The sequence below is a fragment of the Streptomyces sp. NPDC047525 genome (genome assembly GCF_040643025.1).
GTDB classification, from domain to species: domain Bacteria; phylum Actinomycetota; class Actinomycetes; order Streptomycetales; family Streptomycetaceae; genus Streptomyces; species Streptomyces durmitorensis.
The window spans coordinates 403,253-429,011 of sequence record NZ_JBEYTL010000001.1 but is presented as its reverse complement, the minus strand read 5'-3'; the positions used below and the strand labels follow the sequence as shown (position 1 = coordinate 429,011).

Here is a 25,759-nt window from a genome sequence, read left to right as displayed (position 1 = left end):
TGCACCACCCCATGGACAGACCTGACAGGAGCACTACAAGGAGTACGACAAGACCCGGCCGCGCGTGGTGTGCCGCCGTGGCCACCGCGGGCCTCGTCGGCACCCTCGTCACCGGCGTCGCGAGCACCAGCGCGCACGCCGCCGATGCGGCCGCGGGCGCCACACTGCCCTTCACCTCCGTCGAGGCGGAGAGTGCCACCACGAACGGCACCAAGATCGGACCCGACTACACGCAGGGCACGATCGCCTCCGAGGCGTCGGGCCGCCAGGCGGTACGCCTCGCGGCGGGCCAGAGCGTCGAGTTCACGCTCACCAAGGCCGCGAACGCGCTCAACGTCGCCTACAACGTCCCCGACGGCCAGTCGGGTTCGATGGCCGTGTACGTCAACGGCCAGAAGATCTCCAGGACGCTGGCCGTCACGTCGAAGTACAGCTACGTCGACACCTCCTGGATCGCGGGCTCCAAGACCCACCACCTCTTCGACAACGCACGGCTGCAGCTCGGCCAGAACCTGCAGTCCGGCGACAAGGTGAAACTGGAGGCCTCGTCCACGCAAGTCACCGTCGACGTCGCCGACTTCGAGCAGGTCGCGGGCGCCGCGGCCAAGCCCTCCGGCGCGCTCTCGGTCACCGACAAGGGCGCCGACCCCACCGGCCAGGGCGACTCGACCCAGGCCTTCCGCGAGACCATCGCGGCGGCCAAGGGCGGCACGGTGTGGATTCCGCCGGGCGAGTACAAGCTCACCCAGTCGCTCAACAACGTGGACGACGTCACCATCCGTGGCGCGGGCAACTGGTATTCGGTGGTGCGCAGTTCACGCTTCATCGACCAGTCGAGCGCACCCACAGGGAAGGTGGGCCTGCACGACTTCGCGGTGCTCGGCGAGGTCACCGAGCGGGTCGACAACAACCCGGACAACTTCGTCAACGGATCGCTCGGCCCGAACTCCACCGTCTCCGGCATGTGGCTGCAGCACCTCAAGGTCGGCCTCTGGCTGACGGGCAACAACGACAACCTGGTCGTGGAGAAGAGCCGCTTCCTCGACATGACGGCCGACGGCCTCAACCTCAACGGCACGGCCAAGGGTGTCCAGGTACGCAACAACTTCCTGCGCAACACCGGCGACGACGCCCTGGCGATGTGGTCACTGAACACCACCAACAGCGACTCGACCTTCGCGGGCAACACCATCTCGCAGCCCAACCTGGCCAACGGCATCGCCATCTACGGCGGCCGGGACATCACCGTCAAGGACAACCTGATCCTCGACACCAACGCCCTGGGCAGCGGCATCGCCATCTCCAACCAGAAGTTCCTTGACCCGTTCTTCCCGCTGGCCGGCACCATCACCGTCTCCGGCAACACCCTCGTCCGGACCGGGGCCATGAACCCCAACTGGCAGCACCCGATGGGCGCGTTGCGCGTGGACGCGTACGACAGTGCCATCGAGGCCACGGTGAACATCACCGACACGACGATCACCGACAGTCCCTGGAGCGCGTACGAATTCGTGTCGGGCGGCGGCACCGGCAAGGCGGTCAAGAACGTCACCGTCGACCGCACGACCATCGACAAGGCGGGCACGGTCGTCGTCCAGGCCGAGACGCCCGGCGCGGTGAAGATGTCGAACGTCAAGGCCACCGGCGTCGGCGCGGCAGGCGTCTACAACTGCCCCTACCCGACCGGCTCCGGCACCTTCACCCTCACCGACGGCGGCGGCAACTCCGGCTGGGACAGCACCTGGGACGACTGCTCGACCTGGCCGCAGCCCGGCGGCGGCAACCCCGACCCCGACCCGGACCGCAACCTCGCCAAGAGCCGCCCGGCCACCGCGACCGGCTCCGCCGACGTCTACACCCCGGCCAAGGCGGTCGACGGCGACGCGGGAACGTACTGGGAGTCCACCAACAACGCCTTCCCGCAGTCCATCACCGTCGACCTCGGCAAGGCCGAGGCGGTGCGCAGGGTCGTCCTGAAGCTGCCGCCGCCCGCGGCCTGGGAGGCCAGGACCCAGACCCTGTCGGTCCAGGGCAGCACCGACGGAACCGCCTACAGCACGCTCGCCGAGTCGAAGGGCTACCGCTTCGACCCGGCGAGCGGCAACAAGGTCACCGTCACGCTGCCCGCCTCCGCCCCGAGCGTCCGCCACCTGCGGCTGCGCGTCACGGCCAACACGGGCTGGCCCGCGGCACAGTTCAGCGAAGTGGAGGCCTACCTCTCCTGACAGCCCGCGCGCCCCGCTCGCTCACGGCAGGTGCCGGGCGGGCGGGGCGCGCGTCTCTCATGGCGTCAGACGTGCGCCGAGTCCTTGGCGTACGGCGACTCGGCCGAGGGCCCCGGCGCCGGGCCGCCTTCGCTGAGGCCGAACCGCCCGTGGACCTTGCGCAGGAACCCGGGCGCGTACCAGGCCGAGCGGCCGAGCAGGCGCATCGCGGCGGGTACGAGGATCCCGCGCACGGCGACCGCGTCGATGAGGATGGCGAGACCGCTGCCCAGGCCGAACATCTGCATGAAACTGAGCTTGGCCGTCCCGAAGGCGAAGAAGCTCACCGCGAGCAGGCAGGCCGCCGCGGTGACGATGCGGCCGGTGTGACCGAGCCCGTTGGTCACGGCGGACTCGTTGTCCTCGCCCAGGTCGTGGAGTTCCTTGATGCGGCTGGTGACGAACACCTCGTAGTCCATCGAGAGGCCGAAGGCGATGCAGAACATCAGCACCGTCATGGACACCTCCATGGGCTGCGCCGTGAAGCCGAGCAGGGAGGAGAGGTTGCCGTCCTGGAAGATCCAGGTCATGACGCCGAGGGTCGCTCCCAGACTGATCATGTTGAGGAGCAGCGCACGCAGCGGCTGGACGATGCTGCCGGTGAACAGGAAGAGCAGGAGGAAGGTGGTGAGGGCGACCAGGGCCACGGCGATCGGGAGCCGGCTGCCGATGGAGTCCTTGGAGTCGACCAGTTCGGCGTCGACTCCGCCCACCAGGGGGTGTGCCCCGGCGGGCGGGGAGACCGCCCGGACCTCCGCGACCAGGCTCTGGGCCGCGTCCGACTTCGGAGCCAAGGTGCTCACCACGGTGATCTGCTGCGCGTCGGGGCGGCCGAGGGCCTTGTTGCCGGGGGCGCCCGCCTCGGACCGTCCTTCGGCGTAGGTGCCCTGGCTGGTCTCGACGCGGACGACGTGCTTGAGCCCGGACAGTTCGGCCGCGTACGTCTCCAGTGGCGCCTTGCTCAGGGGTTTGTCGATGGCGACGTGGAGGGCCGCGTCGTCGTTGCCGTTGAACTTCTCCTGAAGGACCGACGAGACCTGGCGGCTCTCGGCGTCCTGTGGCAGGACGCGATCGTCCGGCGTGCCGAAGGTGATGCCGAGGAGCGGGCTCGCCGCGAGGAGCAGGACCGCGAGCACGGGCAGTGCGGTGAGCGCGGGGCGCCGCATGACGGTACCGGCGAGGCGGCCCCACAGGGGCGCCCGGGACGCGGGGCGCTCGCGCTTCGCCCACGGCAGGCGTCCGCTGTTGACCCGGTGCCCCAGGACGACGAAGAGCGCCGGCATGATGAACAGGGTGCTGATGGCGGCGATGGCGACGACGCCGACCCCGGCATAGCCGAACGAGCGCAGGAAGTACTGCGGGAACACCAGCAGCGCCGCGAGTGCGGCCGCCACGGTCGCGGCGGAGAACGCGACCGTACGGCCCGCTGTGCTCACCGTCCGGCGGACGGCGTCCTCCACGCTCGCGCCGGTGGCGAGCTGCTCCCGGAAGCGGCTGACCATGAGCAGGGCGTAGTCGATGCCGAGCCCGAGCCCCAGGGCCGTCGTCAGGTTGATCGCGAAGACGGACACGTCGGTGACACTGCCGAGGACGAAGAGCTCCGCGAACGTGCCCGCGATGGCGACGAGCCCGATCGCCAGCGGCAGCAGGGCCGCCACCAGGCTGCCGAAGACGAGCAGGAGCAGCACGAGGGTGAGTGGCACGGCGATGGCCTCGGCAAGGACGAGGTCCTTGCCCGACTGCGTGCCCATCTCGCTGGTCACGGCGGCGGCGCCGCCTGCCTCGACGTTGAGCGCGCCCTTGTACGGGCCGGTGTAGGTGTCGATGACGCCCTTGGCGTTCTCGTCCCGCTCCAGGTCTTCGCCCCGCACATGGGCGAGCACCATGGCCTCGCGGCCGTCCTTGGAACGGAGGTCGGGACTTGCCGTGTCCCAGTACGAGACCACGTTCTCGAGGTGCTTCTCCTTCCTGAGGTCGGCCACCAGGGCCTTGGCGCCCTGTCGAGCGGCCGGGTCGTCGATGCGGCCCTCGGAGGCACGGACCAGCAGGACGAGGTTGGTCTCCCCGCCGAACTTCTCGTCGATGACTTCGCCGGCCCGGGTGGACTGGGAGGCGGGGTCGTCGTAGCCGCCTCCCAGCAACTTGCCGAAGGCGCCGGCGCCCAGGGCGCCCATGAGGGCCATGGCCACGACGGCGACGACGAGTATCAGCCGGGACCGGCGAATGGCCAGTTCGGCTATGCGTTCAAACACGCACGCTCTCCTTTGGTGTCCGTACGGCGAAAACGACGCGAAGCGGCCGGAGTGGAGTGGTGAAGGGCCGGCGTGGTGCTCGGCGGGGCGTCTTTCGCTCCGTCAGAACAGGTGCGGTGTCGCACTCTTCGTCGCCGCTGACGACGTTAGTGAGGCGGCGGCAAATTTGGCAGTGTTAGATTTTCCGCACACCCTGAAGCTTCCGGGTGGCCCACCGGGGCGACCGCCGTACGGTCGCCGCATGCCCGCAGAGGAGCACGCCATGGCCCCGACGACCACCCTGCGTCAGCGACGCCGGGCCGCCGCCACCCAGGAGATCCTGGACGCCGCCGAGCGCCACATCACCGAACACGGCCCCGCGGCCCTGTCGTTGAGAGCGATAGCCCGCAGCCTCCAGATGACCGTGCAGGCGCTCTACCACTACTTCCCGAGCCGGGACGCCCTGGTCACCGCGGTCGTCACCAAGGCGTACGACGACCTCACCGATGCCGTGCAGGCCGCCGTCGACAGCGCGGCGGACGACTCGGACCTGCCGGGTCTGGTGGTCGCCGCCGAGGGCTACCGCCGGTGGGCCATCGCCCACCCCGAGCACTTCCAGCTGCTCTACGGGACGCCGCTCAGGGACTACGCGGCACCCGCCGAGGGGTCGACCACGCAGGCGTCGCGCAGGATGAGCGCGATCTTCGAGCGTGAGCTGTTCGACGGGTTCACCGCGGAGCAACTCGCCGCGGCCGAGGCCCCCGTGCTCTCGCCGTCACTGCGGGCGTACCTGGAACAGCTTCCGCATTTCGGTCATGGACATCTGCCGGCCCCCGCGACCGCACTCATCCTGAGCGCGTGGGGACACCTCCACGGCCTCGTGGTCCTGGAGGTGTTCGGCCACACCTCTTTCCTCGGCGAACACCAGGCCGAGATCTTCCGCATGGCGATGCGGAACCTGGTGGAGGACATGCACCGCCGGATCCCCTCGTGAGTGCCCGCGTGAGGTCCTCTGCGTTGAGTTCCTACGTGGTGGCCTCGCTGCCGCGGTTCTCGGCGGGGGCGGCGGCGGTGGGCCGGGTGCGCAGGATCCCGGCGGTACAGGCGGCCAGGACGCAGAACGCCACGGGCAGGAAGAACGTGAGGTTGAGCGGCACGGCGTGCGTGAGCGGCCCGATGACGGCGGGCCCGGCGAGCATGCCGAGGTAGCCGAGGCCCGCGACACGGGAGACATTGGCTCCGGCGGCGTCCTGATCGGCGTGGCCCGCGGCGCTGAAGAGCTGCGGGATGCAGCCGGAGAGCCCGATCCCGAACACCGTCCAGCCGAGCAGGGCCAGCGGTATCCACGGGGACAGCGCGGCCACCGTCATGCCCACGGCGGCCACCGAAGCGCCGTGGCGGAGTACGGCCACCGGGCCGTAGCGCGCGGACACTCGGTCGGCGAGCAGCCGGCCCACGGTCATCGCCGTGGCGAAGGCGCCGTAGGCGAGGGCGGCGGTGGCTGCGGGCGCGTCCAGGGTGTCCCGCAGGTGGAGCACGCTCCAGTCGTTGGCGACGCCTTCGCAGAGCATGAGCATCAGGGCGAGCGCGGCCAGCATCCAGATGCGCCGGGGTGTCCTGCGCCGGGTCAACGCCTCGGTGGTGGAGGCCTGTTCGGTGGGGTCGGCCTCCGGGCGCAGCAGCGCGGGCGCGGCCAGCGCGGCGACGGCGAGGCCGAAGAGCGCCACGGCGCCGAGGGTCAGCGACGGGCTCAGCTCCCAGCTGAGGGTGCGGGCGCCGACCAGCGCGGCGAGAACGCCGCCGATGGAGAACGTGGCGTGGAAGGCGGACATGACGGGGCGTTCGTAGCCGCGCTCGACCTGGATGGCGTGGGCGTTCATGCTGACGTCCAGGCAGCCGTTGCCGAGGCCCAGCACCAGCAGTGCGGCCCCCAGCGCCCAGGCGCTCGTGGCGAGCCCCGGCAGGACCACCGCCGCACTGCACAGGGCCGCGCTGAGCGGTACGACGGTGCGGGCGCCGAAGCGGTCGGTGAGCGGCCCGACGAGCTGCATCCCGGCGAAGGCCCCCGCGCCGAGCAGCAGCAGGAGCCAGCCGAGCACGGCATGGCTGATGCCGGCGCGGTGTTCGACGGCCGGGATGTGGACGATCCACATCCCCATGAGGAAGCCGTTGAGAGTGAAGTAGACGAAGGTGGCCAGTCGGCCCGAGCGCAGCGATCTTTCCATGTCATCGAACATAACGAACATGAAAGCTGTTCGGAAGATTGCGTTTCGCACATAAATCATGTTCAATGTCGGCATGGCGAGCAGCACAGACCGACTGAGGCAGATCAGCGATGCCGTACGCGAGGCCGGCCGGATGGGCGTCACGGAGCTCGCGGAACTGACCGGCGCTTCGGAGATGACCATCCGCCGCGACCTGGAGGCACTGGCGGACCAGGGTGCCCTGGAGCGCTACCGCGGCGGCGCGAGAAGCCTGCTGCTGCGCGGCGAGGAACCTCCCTTCGCGCTCCGGGCGCAGGACGGCCTCGATGCCAAGCGGCGCATCGCCGCCGAGGTCGCGGGCCTGATCGCGGACGGCGAGTCCGTCGTCATCGACAGTGGCACCACCTGCCTGGAAGTGGCCCGCGCCTTTGAGCAGCGCCGCCTGACCGTGATGCCACTGTCCCTCCACGCGGTGAACGCGCTCACCGGGGCACCGCAACTGACCCTCCTGGTCCCGGGCGGGCGGCCCCGGCCCGGAGAGCTGGCGCTGACCGGACCGCTGACCGAGGCGTCCCTGGCCGCCCTGCGCTTCGACACCGCGGTCATCGGCTGCTGCGGCCTGAACGCGACACACGGCCTGACCGCGTACGACCTGGACGACGCCGCGGTCAAACGCGCCGCGATCGCGTCGGCCCGCCGCGTCATCGCCGTCGCGGACGCCCCCAAACTCTCCCGCACGGCCCTCGCCTTCGTCGCCCCGGCCGCGGCCCTGCACGCCGTCGTCACCGACGAGGCCGCCGCGCAGGACGAGACCGACGCGCTGTCCGCCGCAGGCGTCACCGTACGAAAGGTGTGAACCCGTGACCGACTCACCCCACTTGCCCCGCTCACCCCACCCGCCCTTCTCGCCTGACGTCGTGCTCTTCGATCTGTTCGGGGTCATCGCACGCCACCAGTCCACCGAGGGCAAGGACCGCCTCGTCCGCACGGCCGAGGTCCCCGCCGCGGCGTTCTGGGACGCCTACTGGGCATGCAGACAGCCGTACGACCAGGGCGAGTTGACCGGCCCCGCCTACTGGCGCCAGGTGGCGGACTCCCTCGCCGTCCGCTTCGACGAGCATCGGATCGCCCGGCTCATCGAGGCCGACATCGCCGGCTGGAGCGCCGTGGACGAGACGATGGTCGCCCTGGTCGAGGAGCTCGCGGCGTCCGGCCGCCGTATCGCGCTCCTGTCCAACATCCCCGAGGAACTTGCCACTTACTACGAGGAACACCACCCCTGGCTCAAGCACTTCCCCGTCCGCGCCTTCTCCTGCCGCATCGGCCACGCGAAGCCGGACCTCGGGGCGTACGAGTGGTGCCTGAACGCCCTGCGCACCGCGCCGGACCGCGTCCTGTTCGTCGACGACCGCGACGAGAACATCCGCGCCGCCGAGACGGCCGGAATACGCGGCCACCTCTTCACCACGCCCGAGAGGCTGAGGGAAGCCCTCATCCCGTAACAGCGGCTCATCGAGCAAATCCATTCAGAAGCACGCCAGTTGGAACACCGCCTTCGGAACCGAAGGCGGTGTTCTCTCGTGCCCGTGTGTCCGTGCATGCCCTCTCGGCCAGGTGGCCGGAACGTCGCCGGTCGCCGGGATAAACCCTGTACGAACCAAGATCACTGTTTCGTGTGCTGCCCACGGTCTTGTCGGGTGAGCCAGGCGCAACGGCCGTTAAATGGTCACCGGATCAAGACGAGTTCCGTGACATTACGCCTCTACTTCTCTACTTCCGCTTTCGCCGGTTGGCGCGCCTACGCCGATTACCTCCCTCGTGAAGGAGAGCTCGCCCCGATGACCGTTGAGACCAGCCCGGAAGCACTGGTGGAACCGCCCCGGCGGTCCAGCCTGAGCACCGCGGCTGCCCGCAATCTCGCCCATACGACCAAGTCCGCCCCGCAGATGCAGGAGATCACCTCCCGCTGGCTGCTGCGGATGCTCCCCTGGGTGGAGACCAAGGGCGGCGCCTACCGTGTGAACCGCCGACTGAGCTACACCGTCGGCGACGGACGCATCGAATTCGTCCAGGACGGCGTCGACGTCCGGGTGATCCCCCGGGAACTCGGCGAACTGGCCCTGCTGCGCGGCTTCGAGGACGTGGAGGTGCTGACCGCGATCGCCGGCCGGTGCGTCCAGCGCGATTTCCGTGCCGGTGAGGTGCTGGTCGAGCGCGGTGCCCCCGCCGAGGCGCTCCACCTGATCGCCCACGGCCGGATCAGCCAGCACTCCGTGGGGAAGTACGGCGACGAGGTCGGCGGCGCGGTCCTCGCCGACGGCGACCGGTTCGGGGAGAACTCCCTTCAGGACGCCGACGCCAGGTGGGACTCCACCGCGAAGGCCGAGACCGCGGGCACCCTGCTCACCCTGTCCCGCGCCGACTTCGCCGCCGTGCTGTCCACGGCACCGAGCCTGCAGACCCACCTCCACGAACTCAGCCGGCTCCCGAAGCCGCGCCAGAACAAGCACGGCGAGGCCGAGATCGCGATGTCGGCCGGACATGTCGGCGAAGCCGCACTGCCCGGTGCCTTCGTCGACTACGAACTCAAGCCGCGCGAGTACGAACTCTCCGCCGCACAGACCATTCTGCGGGTCCACACGAGGGTCACCGACCTCTACAACGGGCCGATGAACCAGACCGAGGAGCAGCTCAGGCTCACCATCGAGGCGCTGCGCGAGCGCCAGGAGCACGAGCTGATCAACAACCGGGAGTTCGGCCTGCTCCACAACGCCGACTTCAAGCAGCGGATCCAGCCCCACTCGGGCCCGCCCATCCCGGACGACCTCGACGAGCTGCTCTGCCGCCGCCGCGGCACGAAGCTCTTCCTCGCCCACCCCAGGACGATCGCGGCGATCGGGCGTGAGTTCAACGCCCGCGGGATCTACCCCGATCACGTCGACCTCGGCGGACAGCAGGTACCGGCCTGGCGCGGGGTCCCGATCCTGCCCTGCAACAAGATTCCCATCACCAAGGAGCAGACCAGCTCGATCCTCGCCATGCGCATCGGCGAGGACAACCAAGGCGTCATCGGTCTGCATCAGACTGGACTGCCGGACGAGTACGAGCCCGGCCTGTCGGTGCGCTTCATGGGCATCGGCGAGCAGGCGATCACCTCGTACCTGGTCAGCACCTACTACTCCGCAGCCATCCTGGTGCCCAACGCCCTCGGCGTGCTGGAGAACGTGCAGATCGCCCGCAGGCGCGCCTAGAGGATTCGTCGTACGGCCACGACAGCCCGGAACCCCCCGGGCCGGGCAAGTGTGCCCGGATCCGGGAGAGGCCACCCACCCCACCAAGGAGCCACGGATGCCCGATCCCGGGTTCTCCCCTCCGCAGTCGAGCCCGCCTGCCGCTGCGGCCCTCTTCGGGGACCAGGTCCCCGCCTCCACCCACGCCGACGGCACCCTGCCCGCCCTGCCCTCGGCCCCCCTTCCCGACCTGGAGCGGATCCTGCGCGGCCCCAGCGGCCTCGGCACCGCGAGCTTGCACCTGGCCCGGCGCGAGGAGCCGCCGGGGTTGTCGGAGCTGTCGGGGTTGTCGGAGCCGCCGGACCCGTCGGAGTCCGCGGCAACCGAGGCGCCGGCGGAGGCCCTTCACATCCCGGGCCTCTACTACCACCCGGTGCCGGAGCCCGACCCCGCACGGGTGGAGGAGGTCAGCCGCCGGGTCAAGGACTGGGCGGTGGACGAGGTCGAGCTGTTCCCCGACGAGTGGGAGGGCCAGTTCGACGGCTTCTCCGTCGGGCGCTACATGGTCGCCTGCCATCCCGACGCCCCGACCATCGACCACCTGATGGTCGCCACACGCCTCATGGTCGCCGAGAACGCGGTCGACGACTGCTATTGCGAGGACCACGGAGGCTCGCCGATCGGCCTCGGGGGACGCCTCCTTCTGGCGCACACCGCCCTCGACCACCTGCACGTGACGAAGGAGTACCAGCCGCAGTGGGCGCAGTCGCTGCACGCGGACGCCCCGCGGCGCGCCTACCGCTCCGCCATGGACTACTTCGTCCAGCAGTCCACCGCCTCACAGGCCGACCGCTACCGCCACGACATGGCCCGACTGCACCTGGGGTACCTCGCGGAGGCCGCCTGGGCCCAGACGGACCACACGCCCGAGGTGTGGGAGTACCTGGCGATGCGGCAGTTCAACAACTTCCGGCCCTGCCCCACCATCACCGACACCGTCGGCGGCTACGAACTGCCGGCGGACCTGCATGCGCAACCGGCCATGCAGCGGGTCCTCGCGCTCGCCGGGAACGCGAGCACCATCGTCAACGACCTGTACTCGTACACCAAAGAACTCGCCAGCCCCGGACGGCACTTGAACCTGCCCGTGGTGATCGCCGAGCGCGAGGACGTCTCCGAGCGGGACGCCTATCTGAAGGCGGTCGAGGTCCACAACGACCTCATGCGCGACTTCGAGGCCGAAGCCGCCGAGCTGGCCGCCTCCTGCCCCGTCCCGAGCGTGCAGCGCTTCCTGCGGGGCGTGGCCGTGTGGGTCGACGGCAACCACCACTGGCACCAGACCAACACCTACCGATACAGCCTGCCCGATTTCTGGTAAGGACGGAATCACCTGTGACCAGCACTGAGTTCACCACTGTCGACAGCGCCGCCGCGTTCGTCCCCGCCCCGGCGACGCCCTACCAGGGCGACATCGCGCGCTACTGGAACAACGAGGCGCGGCCCGTGAATCTGCGCCTCGGCGACGTCGACGGGCTCTACCACCACCATTACGGCATCGGCGACGTCGACCACGCCGCTCTGGGGGATGCCGACGACAGCGAGCACGAGAAGAAGCTGATCACCGAGCTGCACCGTCTGGAGTCGGCGCAGGCCGAGGTTCTGCTCGACCACCTCGGTTCCATCGGTCCCGACGACACGCTCGTGGACGCCGGCTGCGGCCGGGGCGGTTCGATGGTCATGGCTCACCAGCGGTTCGGATGCAAGGTCGAGGGCATGACTCTGTCGGCCAAGCAGGCCGACTTCGCCAACCAGCGGGCCGATGAGCTGCGCATCCAGGACCACGTCCGTGCCCGGGTGTGCAACATGCTCGACATGCCCTTCGAGACGGGCCAGGCCGCGGGCTCGTGGAACAACGAGTCGAGCATGTACGTCGACCTGCACGACCTCTTCTCCGAGCACTCCCGGGTCCTCGAGGTCGGCGGCCGCTATGTGACCATCACCGGCTGCTGGAACCCGCGCTACGGCCAGCCCTCGAAGTGGGTCTCCCAGATCAACGCGCACTTCGAGTGCAACATCCACTCCCGCAGGGAGTATCTGCGCGCCATGGCCGACAACCGTCTGGTGCCGCAGGCCATCGTCGACCTGACACCGGCGACCCTGCCCTACTGGGAGCTGCGGGCCACGTCGTCCCTGGTCACCGGCATCGAGGAGGCGTTCATCAACTCCTATAAGGACGGCTCCTTCCAGTACGTCCTGATCGCGGCCGACCGCGTCTGACCGACGCCGACCGCAGGGGCCGGACCGTCGCCGCGCGGTCCGGCCCCTCCGCGCGCGGCGACGCGGGCTGTCGCGTATCGCTCCACCTCCCCTACAGTGCGTGACGCCTCCACCCGTCCGTGCCGACGTACAGCCGCCGAACAGGAGCAGCCCCGTGGCCACCCATGCCCGCCCCGGCTCCCTCCCGTCGCCTCCCGGGCGCCGGGTGCCGGAGCTCGATCCCGCCGCCGTCGGACAGTGGCAGGCCGGGGGAGGGGAACTCATCGAGCTCTTCGCCCAGGCGCGCGAACAGCTCGGCGGCATCGCCGCCTTCCGGCTCGGCCCGCGGCCGACCGTCCTGGTCACCGCCCCCGAGGCCGTGCAGCACGTGCTCGCGCTGCATCCCGACCGGTACGTGAAGCGTTCGCACCGCGCACGGATGCTGATCGGCGACGGAGTCCTGGCCGCGACGGGCGATGCGTGGCAGCGGCAACGACGGCTGCTGCAGTCCCAGTTCACCGGCCGGGGCATGCGCCGCTACGAGCAGCGGATCACCGGGGCCGCCCGGACCACGGCGGCGCGCTGGGCCGGGTACGCCGCCACCGGGCAGGTCTTCGACATCGGCGACGAGATGCGCCGCTTCGCCTTGGACACCATCTGGCGCTCCCTGACGGGACATGCGCTCGACCCCGCATCGGAGCGCGAACTGGCCGCCGTGGCCGCCGTGGTGGCCGCGCTGCCGAGCCTGCCGGCCGACGGCGGCGCAGCCCAAGGGGCGGTCGCCGCCGACCTGGCCAGAATCGACGCGGTGGCGAGCCTGGCCATCGCCGCCGCACGCGACGGCGAGGCCGGACCGGACGGTCCAGGTCTGCTGCACGTCCTGCTCGATGCGGCCGAGGCGCGCCCCGAGTACACGGACCGGCTGATCCGCGACGAGCTGGTCACCCTTCTCGTCGCCGGACACGAGACCACCGCGACAACCCTGACCTGGCTCTGTCTCCTGCTGGACCGGAACCCGAAGGCGCGGGATCAGGCTCTGGCCGCGGGCCCCGACGGTTCGCCCGAGCGGCGACAGGCCGTCCAGGCGCTCGTCCACGAGACGCTGCGGTTCTACCCGTCGGCCTGGATACTGCCGCGCTGCGCGGCACAGGACGACATTCTCGTGGGGTACGAGATCGAGGAGGGCACCGATGTCCTGGTCTGCCCCTACCTCACGCACCGGGACCCCCAACTCTGGGAAGAACCGGGCCAATTCGACCCGACGCGCTTCACCGCACCCGGTCGGCGCCCCACCCACCCGGGTAGCTACTACCCGTTCGGCATCGGCCCCCGGGCCTGCCTGGGCGTGCAGTTCGCCCTCCGGGAGTCGACCGCCCTCCTGGAGCACCTGCTGCCGGCCCACACCCCGCACTTCCACTCCACCCCGGCGAAGGCCGCCTACAGCATCACGGTCCGCCCGGACGGCCCGACACCCGCGGTGCTGAGTGACGAGGGTCAGCCCGCCTGACGGTAGTAGTCGAACTGGGTCACCCCGTGGTAGCCGTAGCTCTCGGCAGGCAGTTCGTGCAGTGCGACGCCGGACCGGGCGAGCGGGCCGAGGAGGTCGGTCAGGAGCTGATCGGCCCCGGCGATGAACGCGGCCTTCTCCGGGGCGCTGTTCGTGCCCAGGGTGATGCTGACCTCGACGTGCGCGTCGAGGCAGCCGGTCAGGGGCTCGGCGTCGACGAAGTAGCGGGCGGCCGGGATCACGTCGATGTGGACGATGGTGCGCGCGCTGGACTTGCCGAGGGCCGAGACCGCGAGGCCGGTGAGCCCCTCGGCGAGGGCGCGCTGCACGTCGGTGGGCAGGTCGGCGTCGGTGACGGTGACGCGGATGTACGGCATGGCTCTCCTCGGTACGTGCTCGGTGGGCGCCGGCCGGAGTCGGCGGCACGGAGCAAGCCTGGCCGACCTGCAACGATGGATCCAACGCACCAACGTCATAGCCATATGAGGCCGCCGCATGACCGTGAACCTTCCTCAGCTGAGGGCTTTCCTCGCCGTCGTCGAAGCCGGCGGCTTCAGCGCGGCCGCCGTCGAGCTGGGCATGAGCCAATCCGCGGTCTCGCACGCCGTGGCCTCCCTCGAACGCGAGCTGAAGGCGCCGCTACTGGTGCGCGCCACGCCGGTACGGACCACGGCGCTGGGGGAGGGGATCCTGCCGCACGCCCGCACCGCACTGTCGGCGGCCCGGTCCGTGGAAGAGATCGCGGCCGAAGCCGCCGGGACGATGACGGGCACCGTACGTCTTGCCTGCACACCGACGGTCTGCCAGGGGCTGATCCCGGAACTGCTCCGGCACTGGAACGAGGCCCGACCACAGGTGACGGTGCGGGTCTTCGAGGGCGACAGCACCGAGATCGCGGCCTGGCTGGCGGACGGTGTGGCGGATGCCGCCATCGTGATCGACCCGCCGCCCGGCCATGCGATCCATCTGACGGAGGACCGGTACCGGGCCGTGCTGCCCCGGGACCACCCCTTGGCGGACGAACCGCTCGTCGACATCGGGGACTTGGAGGACGACCAGTTCCTGATATCGCCCAACAACTGTGAAGCCCGCATCCGCGCGATTCACTCCCAGGCAGGGCTGCCCTTCGCCCCCGCTCACCGAGTGCGGGACCTGGCGACGCTGATCAGCATGGTGCAGGCAGGTGTCGGCGTGACGGTCCTGTCCGAGGTCTCCCGCTCCCTGCTCCCGCCCGACCTGGTCCTGCTGCCGCTGAAGCCGGAGATGTCCCGCACCCTCGCACTGACCGGCCCTCCCGCGGGCCCCTGGCACCCGGCGGTCCGCACACTGGCGGAGTCGGCCGCCGTCTGCCTCACTGCACGCCGTGCGGGCGGAACTGAATGCTGATGCGCCCTCCGGCCGCCCGGGTCGACTTGGGGATGGCGTGCTCCCAGGTGCGCTGGCAGGAGCCGCCCATGACGATCAGGTCGCCGTGCCCGAGCGGGCGCCGGACGGTCTCGCCGCCGTGGCGCGGGCGGAGCAGCAGGTCGCGGGGTGCCCCGACCGAGAGGATGGCGACCATCGTGTCCTCGCGGGCGCCCCGGCCGATGCGGTCGCCGTGCCAGGCCACGCTGTCGCGTCCGTCGCGGTAGTGGCACAGGCCGGCCGTCGTGAACGCCTCGCCCAGCTCGGTGGCGTAGTACGCGGAGAGTGCCTGGCGGGCCTCGTCGAGGATGGCGTGGGGGAGTGGTTCGCCGGCGCGGTAGAAGGCGAGCAGTCGCGGTACGTCCACGACTCTTTCGTACATCTGCCGGCGCTCGGCCTTCCACGGGACGTCCGCGGCCAGCCGCTCGAACAGGACATCGGCGCCACCGAGCCAGCCCGGCAGGAGGTCGATCCATGCCCCGTCGCCGAGGACCGTCCTGCGGATTCCGCCGAGAGAGCCCAGGCGCACGTCGTCGCTCTGATCGAAGAGTGATCCCTGGAGCTGGTGCGTCGCCATGCGTCCACTGTACCCAATGATTCGAACGTATGAACTAATGCGCGCGCCTCGCGTCAGTCCGGTGACCCGCGTCACATCCGGCTCCTGTCAGCAATCGGGCCGCCATCTCGTTCAGAGGGCACGCGAACGAGACAGGAGCAACGCCATGAAGCACCGCATCGTCGTACTCGGCGCCGGATACGCCGGGGCCTTCGCCGCCGGAAACCTGGCGCGCCGGCTCTCCCCCGCCGACACCGAGATCACCGTCGTCAACGCCGTGCCCGACTTCGTCGAGCGGATGCGGCTCCACCAGCTCGCGATCGGCCAGGACCTCGGATTCCGCAAGCTCGCCGACATCTTCGAGGGCACCGGGGTGCGACTGCGCCTGGCGCGCGTCACCGGCGTCGACCCCGAGCGCAGGACCGTCGCCGTGACCGGCGAGGACGGCGAAGGGGAGCTCGCGTACGACACGCTTCTCTACACGCTCGGCAGCTCCGTGGCCCACCACGGCGTCCCCGGCGTGACCGAGCACGCCTTCGATGTGACCGGCCGGCCCTCGGCGCTGCGGCTGCGCGAACGCATGGCCGGTCTGGGCGAGGGCGGCACCGTCCTCGTCGTCGGTGAGGGCCTTACCGGCATCGAGACCGCCACCGAGTTCGCCGAGTCCCGGCCCGACCTCTCGGTCGCCCTCGCCGCCCGCGGCGAACTGGGCGCCTGGCTCTCCCCGAAGGCCCGCCGCCACCTGCGCCAGGCCTTCGACCGGCTCGGCATCACCGTCCACGAGCACACCGGCATCGAAGCCGTCGAGCCGACCCGGGCGATCACCGCCGACGGCACGTCGATCCCGGCCGAAGTGACCGTGTGGACGGCCGGGTTCGCCGTGCACCCCATCGCGGCCGCCAGCGGTCTGGAGGTCGCCGAGACCGGCCAGATCGTCGTCGACCGCACCATGCGCTCGGTCTCGCACCCGGACGTCTACGCCGCCGGTGACAGCGTCCGCGCGATCGGCGAGAACGGCCGCCCGCTGCCGATGTCCTGTGCCTCGGCGGGCTTCACCAACATGCAGGCGACCGCCGCGATCATCGCGCGCCTCACGGGCGGCGAGGTCCCGACCGTCGCCTTGAAGTACGTCGGCAACCACATCAGCCTCGGGCGGCGGGACGCGATCTTCCAGATGGTGGACGGGGAGGCCCGGTCGAAGTCCTGGTACCTGGGCGGCTGGGCCGCCACACGGTTCAAGGCGGGCATCCTCAAGGGGTCCGTCCTGAGCATCGCCCACCCGACCTTCGGCATGCCGAAGCGCAGGCGCCGCCTGGCCACCGTGCCCGACCGGCCCGTTGTGAGGGTCGCCGCATAGTTTGTTCGAGGGTGTTCTAAGTTGTTCCGCATGGACAGTGCCGCCGTCGACCGGTTCGAGGCCAGCCGCGGCCGGCTGGCCTCGCTGGCGTACCGTCTGCTCGGCTCGGCCGCCGACGCCGAGGACGCCGTGCAGGACGCGTTCCTGCGCTGGCAGGCCGCGGACCGCGAGCGGATCGAGGTGCCGGAAGCGTGGCTGACCAAGGTCGTCACCCATCTCTGCCTCGACCGGCTCCGCTCGGCGCAGGTGCGCCACGAGCGAGCGGCCGGCGCCTGGTTGCCCGAGCCGCTCCTCGACGGCGACCCGATGCTCGGACCTGCCGACACCTTCGAGCAGCGCGAATCGGTGTCCTTGGCCGTACTGACCCTCTTGGAACGCCTCTCGCCGGTCGAGCGGGCCGTCTACGTCCTGCGTGAGGCCTTCTCGTACGGCCATGCCGAGATCGCCGGGATCCTCGACATCACCGAGTCCGCGAGCCAGCAGCATGCCCACCGGGCCCGCATCCGGGTCGCCGCCGAGCGCCGGCGCGGCGGCGAGACCGACCCCGCGTCCGCGCGCCGGGTCGTCGAGGAGTTCCTCGCCGCCGCCGTGTCGGGGCAGACCGAACGGCTCGTGGAGCTGCTCACCGACGACGTGACGGCGGTCTCGGACGGCGCCGGCCTGGCCAAGCGGCTCTTGCGGTACAAGACGCGCGAGCGGGTCGCCTCCTACGTACGGGCAGGCTTCAGGCCCACTCCGGCGAAGAGGCGCCTTGCCGGTGGCTCGCCCGCGCTCCATGTCGGGGTGGTCAACGGCTCCCCGGCCGTCCTCGCCGTGATCGACGGCCGGGTCGTGGGCGCCGTGGCGTTCGAGGTCAGTGACGGCAAGGTCGCGTTCCTGAGCGGCATCGCCGCCGCGAACCGGCTCGTGCGCGTCAACGAGGTCTGGAGACAGCACGAACCGGACGTGCCGGTCATCAAGGCATGGTGACCAGGGGCCGTCACGCCGCGGACCTGGCCACGGCGACCGCCCAGGCGATGTAGAGGACGTTCACCACAACCCGAGCCACCGCACCGACCGGCCGCTCCAGCAGCCGGGGCCGGTCCTGCCGCGCGCGTCGCAGCGCGTCCGCGTGGGACACCTGATAGCAGCTGATCAGGACGGCGGCGGCCCAGCCCCCGGCCTGTCTGGTGCAGGGAACCAGCACCAGCACACCCACCACGACCTCCGCCGCCCCGCTGACGGCCACGAGGAGCCGCTCCCGGCGGAGCCATGCGGGTACCAGCGAGCGGAAGTAGCCGGGGGCCAGGAAGTGCGTGACCCCTGTGACGGCCAGGAAGACGGCCAATCCGACGGCGGCGATAGCGTGCATGGCACGATGATCCGTTCCCCTCGTGCCTGGGCACTTGAACAAAACGATCGCCGCATCGTCTTCGCCTCCGGCGTCGAGGCGACGATGTTCGCCGAGTCGCGGCCGTTCCGCGTCGCCCGACACCGGCTGCCCGTGTGGAAAGCCGTGCTGCCGATCGGCGGCCACGCCGAACTCCTGCAGCCGGCGGGGCCCATGGTGGCGGCCCCCGGGCTGATCGTGCCGCCCCAGCTGGCTCACACCTGCGGGGCGACCTCCCCGTACGTCGCTCTGTTCATCGACTCGTGGCTGCTGCCGCCCTGCCCGGGGCCGGTCCGGCTCGACGCAGGTGAGGTCCGCCGCCTGCTCGCCGCGCTCGGCACCACCGATTCCGACGACCCGGGCGGCTGCGTGGACCTGGCCGCCGGATACGCCGAGGTGCGGGATCGCGCCGGGTACCCGGCCCCGCTCGATCCGAGAGTCGCCCACGCCATCGACCTGTGCACAGTGCGCGATCCGGACCTGCCCATCACCTCCGTCGCCGACGAGGTCGGCCTTTCGGCCCCGCGGCTGCGCGCCCTGGTCCGGCAGGACGTGGGCATCGCGCTGGCCCGCTTGCGCCGATGGGCCCGGCTCCGCACCGCGATCGCCGACCTGCCGGATTCCACGACAGCCCTGGCCGCAGCCGCCGCGGGCTTCGCCGACCAGGCCCATCTCACCCGTACCGCGCGGGACTTCCTCGGGCGTACGCCTGCCTCTCTGCGACGCGGATGCCTTTCATCAGGCAGCTCGAACCAGCCCGAATCGGCGCCTGCGCACGGGCGGTGAAGTTCCCCGTCTCCGGACGGCGTTTTCGCCCGCACGAACGCCCCTGAAAGCCCCTCTGGCGCCCTAGCGGCTCGGTGGCGGTAGGGGGAGTAATCGACACCCTCGTTCTCGCGTCTCAATGCCATTCAGAGGTCTTCCTGCCCTGGTGGGTGATGGCGCGACCGGTAGTCTGGTGACTGTTCCGGTCCGGAGTGCTGAGGCCGGTTCCCGCCTGTGTGGGAGGGCTTTGCCTGCCCGCGGGGCGATCTCTCCGTCAGTGATCTGGCGTTTCCGGCTGCCTTGCCGGGGGCGCTGTTCGTCGTGCCCGAAGAAGGAGCATCCGTGACCGAAGCTGGTACCTCCACCGCTACGCCTGCCCAGTCCGGCGCCGGTGGCGGGCCGTCCTACGACGCGAACGCCATCACCGTCCTGGACGGTCTTGACGCGGTCCGCAAGCGGCCGGGCATGTACATCGGCTCCACGGGGGAGAGGGGGCTGCACCACCTGGTGCAGGAGATCGTCGACAACTCGGTGGACGAGGCCCTGGCCGGGGTGGCGGACCGGATCGACGTGACGATCCTCGCGGACGGCGGGGTGCGGGTCGTCGACAACGGCCGTGGCATTCCGGTGGGCATGCACCCGGTGGAGAAGAAGCCCGCGGTGGAGCTGGTCCTCACCGTCCTGCACGCGGGCGGCAAGTTCGGCGGCGGTGGCTACGCCGTCTCCGGCGGACTGCACGGCGTGGGCCTGTCGGTGGTGAACGCCCTGTCCACGCGGTTGTCCGTGGAGATCCGGACCGAAGGCCACCGCTGGACCCAGGAGTACAAGGCCGGTGTGCCGATCGCTGCGCTGTCCCGCCACGAGGCCACTGAGCGAACGGGTACGTCGATCACCTTCTGGGCCGACGGGTCCATCTTCGAGACCACCCAGTACGCGTTCGAGACGCTGGCCCGCCGCTTTCAGGAGATGGCGTTCCTCAACAGGGGGCTGACCCTCACCCTCACCGACGAGCGCTCTGCGGCGCGGGCCACCGCGACCGCGGACAAGGCGGGCTCGGACACAGTCGAGGAGCAGCGGGCCAAGACGGTGGCCTACCGCTACGAAGGCGGGATCAGCGACTTCGTCAGGCATCTCAATGCCCGCAAGGGCGAACCGGTCCACCCCACCGTCATCGATTTCGCCGCCGAGGACGGTGAGCGTCTGCTGTCGGTGGAGGTGGCGATGCAGTGGAACAGCCAGTTCTCCGACAGCGTCTACTCCTACGCCAACACCATCCACACCCACGAGGGCGGCACCCACGAAGAAGGCTTTCGCGCCGCGCTGACGACCATCGTCAACCGGTACGCCCGCGACAGGAAGCTGCTGCGGGACAAGGACGACAACCTCGCCGGTGAGGACATCCGCGAGGGCCTGACGGCGATCATCTCGGTCAAGCTGGGCGAGCCCCAGTTCGAGGGCCAGACCAAGGCCAAGCTCGGCAACACCGAGGTGCGCACGTACGTGCAGAAGATCGTGCACGAGCAGCTGTCGGACTGGGTCGACCGCAACCCGAACGAGGCCGCGGACATCGTCCGCAAGGGCGTTCAGGCGGCAACGGCCCGGGCGGCGGCCCGCAAGGCCCGGGACTTGACCCGCCGCAAGGGCCTGCTGGAATCAACGGCTCTGCCGGGCAAGTTGTCCGACTGCCAGTCCAACGACCCGAGCAGGTCCGAGATCTTCATCGTCGAGGGCGACTCCGCCGGCGGCTCGGCCAAGTCCGGGCGCAATCCCGAGTTCCAGGCCATCCTGCCGATCCGGGGCAAGATCCTGAACGTCGAGAAGGCGCGCATCGACAAGATCCTGCACAACCAGGAGATCCAGGCGTTGATCTCGGCCTTCGGCACGGGCGTGCACGAGGACTTCGACATCGAGAAGCTCCGCTATCACAAGATCATTCTGATGGCGGACGCCGACGTCGACGGCCAGCACATCAACACCCTGCTCCTGACGTTCCTGTTCCGCTTCATGCGGCCGCTGATCGAGCACGGCCACGTCTATCTCTCGCGACCGCCCCTCTACAAGGTCAAGTGGAGCCGGGATCACGCCGAGTACGCCTTCTCCGACCGGGAACGCGACGCCCTCGTCGAGCAGAGCCGTCAGGAGGGACGGCGTATCAAGGACGACTCCATCCAGCGCTTCAAGGGCCTGGGCGAGATGAACGCCGAGGAACTGCGCATCACCACGATGGACGTCGATCACCGTGTCCTGGGGCAAGTGAGCCTGGACGATGCCGCGGTCGCCGACGACCTCTTCTCCGTTCTCATGGGCGAGGATGTCGAGGCACGCCGCTCCTTCATCCAACGCAACGCCAAGGACGTCCGTTTCCTCGACATCTGAGATACGTGAGATGCCCGAGACATCCGACCCCAACTGCCGCCGCATCGGAGGAAAACCCGCGTGAGTGCATCCCCGCTCCCTCCACTCGCAACCGCCCTGGCCGGGTCCATGACGGGTGGATCCGACTACACCGCACGCCACTTGATGGTTCTGGAAGGCCTGGAGGCGGTCCGCAAGCGTCCGGGCATGTACGTCGGATCGACGGACAGCCGTGGCCTGCTGCACTGTCTCTGGGAGATCATCGACAACTCCGTCGATGAGGCCCTGGGCGGCTACTGCGACCACATCGAAGTCATCCTCCACGACGACGCCTCCGTGGAGGTCCGGGACAACGGCCGAGGCATCCCCGTCGACACCGAACCCCGTTCAGGACTCTCAGGTGTTGAGGTCGCCTACACCAAACTCCACGCGGGCGGGAAGTTCGGCGGGGGCTCGTACGTGGCCTCCGGCGGCCTGCACGGCGTGGGCGCTTCCGTGGTCAACGCCCTGGCCCACCGTCTGGACGTGGAAGTAGACCGGCACGGTCACACCCATGCCGTCAGCTTCCGCCGCGGCACCCCCGGCATCTACAACGGCAGTGGCCCCACGGCGGACTTCACCCCCGCCAGTGGCCTGCGCAAGACCGCGAGGACACCCAAGACGCGTACCGGCACGCGTGTGCGCTATTGGGCGGATCGCCAGATTTTCCTCAAGGACGCCAAGCTCAGTTTGGAGACGTTGCATCAGCGTGCCCGGCAGACGGCGTTTTTGGTGCCGGGTCTGACGATTGTGGTGCGTGATGAGTACGGGCTGGGGGAGGGCGGTACCAAGGGTGAGGAGTCCTTCCGTTTCGACGGTGGGATCAGTGAGTTCTGTGAGTATCTGGCGCAGGACAAGGCGGTGTGTGATGTGCTGCGGCTGTCCGGGCAGGGCAGTTTCAAGGAGACCGTGCCGGTCCTGGATGATCATGGGCAGATGACGCCCACCGAGGTCACCCGTGATCTCGTCGTGGATGTCGCGATGCGCTGGGGCACGGGCTATGACACGACGCTGCGGTCGTTTGTGAACATCATTGCCACGCCCAAGGGCGGCACGCATGTGTCGGGTTTCGAGCGGTCGCTGACGAAGACGATGAATGAGGTGCTGCGCAGCCAGAAGGTGCTGCGGGTGGCCGAGGACGACATCGTCAAGGATGACGCCCTGGAGGGGCTGACGGCGGTGGTCACGGTGCGTCTGGCCGAGCCGCAGTTCGAGGGGCAGACCAAGGAGGTGCTGGGCACCTCGGCGGCCAACCGCATTGTCGCCCATGTGATCGCCAGGGAGCTCAAGGCGTTTTTGACGTCGGCCAAGCGTGATGCGAAGGCGCAGGCGCGGGCGGTGATGGACAAGGCGGTGGCGGCGGCCCGGACGCGGATCGCGGCGCGTCAGCACAAGGATGCCCAGCGGCGCAAGACGGCGCTGGAGTCCTCCTCGCTGCCGGCGAAGCTGGCGGATTGCCGCAGTGATGATGTGGAGCGCAGCGAGCTGTTCATCGTGGAGGGTGATTCGGCGCTGGGCACGGCCAAGCTGGCACGGAACTCGGAGTTCCAGGCGTTGTTGCCGATCCGGGGGAAGATCCTGAACGTTCAGAAGGCGTCCGTGACGGACATGCTGAAGAACGCCGAGTGCGGGGCGATCATCCAGGTCATAGGGGCGGGGTCGGGGCGGACCTTCGACATCGACGCGGCCCGCTACGGGAAGATCATTCTTCTGGTGGATGCCGATGTGGACGGTGCGCACATCCGGATTTTGCTGTTGACGCTCTTCCAGCGTTATATGCGTCCGATGGTGGAGGCGGGCCGGGTGTTCGCGGCGGTGCCGCCGTTGCACCGGATCGAGCTGGTGCAGCCGAAGAAGGGTCAGGACAAGTACGTCTACACGTACTCGGACAATGAGCTGCGCGAGACGTTGCTGGAGTATCAGCGCAAGGGGATCCGGTTCAAGGATTCCATCCAGCGTTACAAGGGTCTGGGTGAGATGGACGCGGACCAGCTCGCGGAGACGACGATGGATCCGCGTTATCGCACGCTGCGGCGGGTCAACATCGGTGACCTGGACGCCGCCGAGCAGGTCTTCGATCTCCTGATGGGCAACGACGTGGCACCCCGCAAGGAATTCATCACCAGCTCCGCCGCCACACTCGACCGCTCACGCATCGACCTGTAGCCGCTGGCGATGGCTCCCAAGATGTGACTGATCAGCATTCAGGCGATGATGCTCACGAGCACGTTCCTTTCCCCCGTGCGCATGTCGGTGCTTGATCTGCCGTCCGGCACTGGGGCGACTGTCCAGCCGAGGGCGGCTCACGCGGGACCAGGGTCATCAGCCGCAGGGAAAACGTCACTCGTTTGGCGGCCTGCCGGGTGAAGACCGCGGTCCACGCCGCGGATGTGAAGAGAGCGTTGCAGGCTCTCCATCTCTTCGGTGCCGTGGGCATGCCAGGCAGGGGCAGGCGAAAAGAGAAGCCGCGAGGAGGACGCTGCCGATGCTAGTTGTCGCTCTTTTGCTCTTGCCGGTCATGGGGCTCCTGATGGTCGCCATGGACCGCATCGAGGACCTGATGAACGGGGAAGCGTGGCCGAGAACCGATCGGCGCGTACGTCACCTTCGCCTCATCCACGGGAGCGGACACGCGGGACGCCATCGAGATCCAGTCGCCGAGCAGCACCACAGTGACGCGGCCTGACGCGGCCTGACGTCCGAGGAAACGGCGCCGCGCCCACTTCCGCGGACGCGGGCGCGGCGCCGTTTCCTCGTGTGTCAGGGGTCCCCGACTCCGGGGGCTATCGGGCCGTCTTCTCGGCGAGCTTCTGGAACTCACCCAGGTCGTAGTTGGCCAGGGTGGAGTCGAGGTTCGTGAGGGCGCCGAGGTGTTCCACGAAGCCCTTGGGGTCGTACTCGATCTGGAGTGTCACCCGGCTCGTGGTGTCGCTGAGGCGATGGAAGGTCACCACGCCGGCGTGATCCATCCCCTCGACGGTGTGCCAGGCGATCCGGTTCTCGGGCACCACTTCGGTGAGTTCGGCGACGAAGTTCTTCTCCGCGCCGGGCAGCTCCAGCTGCCATGCGAAGCGGCGCTCGTCCATCGGCTCGACCAGGCGTACGTGGCTGAGGAAGGCGGGCCAGCGCGTCACGTCGCTCCACAGCGCCCAGGCGACGGACACCGGCGCCTTGATGTCGACGGACTCGAGCAGGGACGCGGACATACGCACCTCTTTCTGGACGGGTCTTTTCTTTCTGGACGGGTCTTTCCGGACGGGGGAGCGGCCGCGGATCTCCGGGCCGGTGGAGCATGGGACTCCGGTACCCCTTCGGGGGCGGCCCATGCGAGACGTCACGTCGTCGCGCGGGCGTCAGGCCTTCTCGCCGGATGCGGCGAGCTTCTGCAGGTCCACGGTCTCGCCGGGCGCGGGCTCCTCAGGGCTCACGGACTTGCCGTAGTCGCTGAAGGTGGCGGTGTTGGGCTCCTTGCCGCCGGTCGACGTCGTGCGCAGGATGTACGGCTTGCCCTCGGTGGCCACGTACAGCGTGAGGGTCTCGCCGCCGGAGGTCTTCTTCGTCAGCCGGATCGCCTCGGAGCCGTCGACGGACGTTGTCGAGCCCTTCTTCATGCCCTTGCGTTCCGACTTGTCCTTGTCCATGGCAGCCGTGAGCGCCTTCTTGTCGCACACGTTCTTCGCCGTGGCGTCGTCCGCGGGTGCCTTCACCCACTTGTCCGCAACCTTCGGCACGATCTTGTCGCCGCCGGGCTGACCCTTGAGGGCGGCCTCCCAGTACTTCTCGTCGCCCCGCAGATAGAACGTGCCCTTCGTGTTCCGCACGTCCGCGGACGCACCCGCCGTCTCGATGGTGCCGTCACAGTTCTTGCTCTGGTCCACCGACAGGTCGATGGTCATCGAGGAACCCGCGGATTGCTGCACGGTCCCCTTCATGTGCATCGAGTCGGCCTGCTGGGTGGCCTTGACCGCGTCGGCGGCGATCTGATCGGCGCTCTTGCCCGCGAACGGCCCGTCCTTGTCGCCCGAGTCGTCGCCACCGCACCCGGCCAGCGCCACCAAGGCCGCTCCGGCCACGGCGGCCGCCAGAGTTCTGCTGCCCCTCAGCACGTCTGCTCCCTCCTGGGGGCGCGTCCGCGCCCTCCGGTCGTGCCGCGGCCGTCGGGGCCGCGAAACACCCGGTTACCCCGCTGCCCCGACAGATCACCGGAAGGGTGATGTCCACT

General features: G+C 69.6%; 21 protein-coding genes. 14 read left to right on the top strand and 7 right to left on the bottom strand.

Going from position 1 to position 25,759, the window contains the following annotated elements:
* Positions 1–77: 77 nt before the first annotated feature.
* A complete protein-coding gene (locus ABZ833_RS02085) occupies positions 78–2,225 on the top strand; it encodes a discoidin domain-containing protein (protein WP_361039775.1) in 2,148 nt (715 codons plus the stop codon).
* Positions 2,226–2,290: 65 nt separating this feature from the next.
* Here ABZ833_RS02085 and ABZ833_RS02080 read toward each other — a convergent pair whose 3' ends face one another.
* Positions 2,291–4,516 (bottom strand): MMPL family transporter, encoded by a 2,226-nt coding sequence (locus tag ABZ833_RS02080; protein WP_361039772.1) that lies wholly within the window; start codon positions 4,514–4,516, stop codon positions 2,291–2,293.
* A gap of 241 nt (positions 4,517–4,757) precedes the next feature.
* On the opposite strand from ABZ833_RS02080, the gene ABZ833_RS02075 reads away from it, so the two are divergent.
* Positions 4,758–5,489: a TetR/AcrR family transcriptional regulator gene (locus tag ABZ833_RS02075; RefSeq protein WP_361039770.1), complete on the top strand. Its 732-nt coding sequence runs from the start codon at positions 4,758–4,760 to the stop codon at positions 5,487–5,489.
* Positions 5,490–5,520: 31 nt separating this feature from the next.
* Here the strand turns inward: ABZ833_RS02075 and ABZ833_RS02070 are convergent, their stop codons facing one another.
* Positions 5,521–6,720: an MFS transporter gene (locus ABZ833_RS02070; RefSeq protein ID WP_361039767.1), complete on the bottom strand. Its 1,200-nt coding sequence runs from the start codon at positions 6,718–6,720 to the stop codon at positions 5,521–5,523.
* 73 nt (positions 6,721–6,793) lie between these two features.
* On the opposite strand from ABZ833_RS02070, the gene ABZ833_RS02065 reads away from it, so the two are divergent.
* The 6 genes from ABZ833_RS02065 to ABZ833_RS02040 all read left to right on the top strand — a co-directional run bounded on the left by ABZ833_RS02065 (position 6,794) and on the right by ABZ833_RS02040 (position 13,692).
* Positions 6,794–7,555, top strand: a complete 762-nt coding sequence (locus tag ABZ833_RS02065) for a DeoR/GlpR family DNA-binding transcription regulator (RefSeq protein WP_361039765.1) — start codon at positions 6,794–6,796, stop codon at positions 7,553–7,555.
* 4 nt (positions 7,556–7,559) lie between these two features.
* A complete protein-coding gene (locus ABZ833_RS02060; protein WP_361039762.1) occupies positions 7,560–8,201 on the top strand; it encodes an HAD family phosphatase in 642 nt (213 codons plus the stop codon).
* Positions 8,202–8,537: 336 nt separating this feature from the next.
* Positions 8,538–9,950 carry a family 2B encapsulin nanocompartment shell protein gene (locus ABZ833_RS02055; RefSeq protein ID WP_361039760.1) on the top strand — a complete coding sequence of 471 codons (1,413 nt, stop codon included), beginning with the start codon at positions 8,538–8,540 and terminating at the stop codon, positions 9,948–9,950.
* A gap of 97 nt (positions 9,951–10,047) precedes the next feature.
* Positions 10,048–11,307, top strand: a complete 1,260-nt coding sequence (locus ABZ833_RS02050) for a family 2 encapsulin nanocompartment cargo protein terpene cyclase (protein WP_361039757.1) — start codon at positions 10,048–10,050, stop codon at positions 11,305–11,307.
* Positions 11,308–11,321: 14 nt separating this feature from the next.
* Positions 11,322–12,206, top strand: a complete 885-nt coding sequence (locus ABZ833_RS02045) for a geranyl diphosphate 2-C-methyltransferase (RefSeq protein WP_361039754.1) — start codon at positions 11,322–11,324, stop codon at positions 12,204–12,206.
* 154 nt (positions 12,207–12,360) lie between these two features.
* Positions 12,361–13,692, top strand: coding sequence for a cytochrome P450 (locus ABZ833_RS02040; RefSeq protein WP_361039752.1), 1,332 nt, complete (start codon positions 12,361–12,363; stop codon positions 13,690–13,692).
* Here the strand turns inward: ABZ833_RS02040 and ABZ833_RS02035 are convergent.
* Positions 13,680–14,069 carry a hypothetical protein gene (locus ABZ833_RS02035; RefSeq protein ID WP_361039749.1) on the bottom strand — a complete coding sequence of 130 codons (390 nt, stop codon included), beginning with the start codon at positions 14,067–14,069 and terminating at the stop codon, positions 13,680–13,682. The two genes, ABZ833_RS02040 and ABZ833_RS02035, sit on opposite strands and share 13 nt — an antisense overlap.
* Before the next feature lie 118 nt (positions 14,070–14,187).
* On the opposite strand from ABZ833_RS02035, the gene ABZ833_RS02030 reads away from it, so the two are divergent.
* A complete protein-coding gene (locus ABZ833_RS02030) occupies positions 14,188–15,078 on the top strand; it encodes a LysR family transcriptional regulator (RefSeq protein WP_361039746.1) in 891 nt (296 codons plus the stop codon).
* Here the strand turns inward: ABZ833_RS02030 and ABZ833_RS02025 are convergent.
* Complete coding sequence (locus ABZ833_RS02025; protein ID WP_361039743.1) at positions 15,044–15,673, bottom strand: alpha-ketoglutarate-dependent dioxygenase AlkB; 630 nt, start codon at positions 15,671–15,673, stop codon at positions 15,044–15,046. The genes ABZ833_RS02030 and ABZ833_RS02025 overlap by 35 nt on opposite strands.
* Positions 15,674–15,818: 145 nt before the next feature.
* Between ABZ833_RS02025 and ABZ833_RS02020 the strand changes: the two genes are divergently transcribed.
* Together ABZ833_RS02020 and ABZ833_RS02015 are read left to right on the top strand one after the other, a co-directional pair.
* Positions 15,819–17,009, top strand: a complete 1,191-nt coding sequence (locus ABZ833_RS02020; RefSeq protein ID WP_361039740.1) for an FAD-dependent oxidoreductase — start codon at positions 15,819–15,821, stop codon at positions 17,007–17,009.
* A gap of 30 nt (positions 17,010–17,039) precedes the next feature.
* A complete protein-coding gene (locus ABZ833_RS02015; protein WP_361039737.1) occupies positions 17,040–17,978 on the top strand; it encodes a sigma-70 family RNA polymerase sigma factor in 939 nt (312 codons plus the stop codon).
* Positions 17,979–17,988: 10 nt separating this feature from the next.
* Here the strand turns inward: ABZ833_RS02015 and ABZ833_RS02010 are convergent, their stop codons facing one another.
* On the bottom strand, positions 17,989–18,360 hold the full coding sequence (locus tag ABZ833_RS02010; RefSeq protein ID WP_361039734.1) for a MauE/DoxX family redox-associated membrane protein: 372 nt from the start codon (positions 18,358–18,360) through the stop codon (positions 17,989–17,991).
* 6 nt (positions 18,361–18,366) lie between these two features.
* Here ABZ833_RS02010 and ABZ833_RS02005 point away from each other — a divergent pair, with 6 nt between their 5' ends.
* The 3 genes from ABZ833_RS02005 to ABZ833_RS01995 all read left to right on the top strand — a co-directional run bounded on the left by ABZ833_RS02005 (position 18,367) and on the right by ABZ833_RS01995 (position 23,703).
* Positions 18,367–19,164: a helix-turn-helix domain-containing protein gene (locus ABZ833_RS02005; RefSeq protein WP_361039732.1), complete on the top strand. Its 798-nt coding sequence runs from the start codon at positions 18,367–18,369 to the stop codon at positions 19,162–19,164.
* Positions 19,165–19,485: 321 nt separating this feature from the next.
* Positions 19,486–21,519: a DNA topoisomerase (ATP-hydrolyzing) subunit B gene (gene gyrB, locus ABZ833_RS02000; RefSeq protein WP_361039729.1), complete on the top strand. Its 2,034-nt coding sequence runs from the start codon at positions 19,486–19,488 to the stop codon at positions 21,517–21,519.
* A gap of 108 nt (positions 21,520–21,627) precedes the next feature.
* On the top strand, positions 21,628–23,703 hold the full coding sequence (locus ABZ833_RS01995) for a DNA topoisomerase IV subunit B (protein WP_361039727.1): 2,076 nt from the start codon (positions 21,628–21,630) through the stop codon (positions 23,701–23,703).
* Positions 23,704–24,320: 617 nt separating this feature from the next.
* Here ABZ833_RS01995 and ABZ833_RS01990 read toward each other — a convergent pair.
* Positions 24,321–24,743, bottom strand: a complete 423-nt coding sequence (locus ABZ833_RS01990) for an SRPBCC family protein (RefSeq protein WP_361039724.1) — start codon at positions 24,741–24,743, stop codon at positions 24,321–24,323.
* Positions 24,744–24,890: 147 nt separating this feature from the next.
* On the bottom strand, positions 24,891–25,643 hold the full coding sequence (locus ABZ833_RS01985; protein WP_361039722.1) for a hypothetical protein: 753 nt from the start codon (positions 25,641–25,643) through the stop codon (positions 24,891–24,893).
* Between the last annotated feature and the right edge of the window lie 116 nt (positions 25,644–25,759).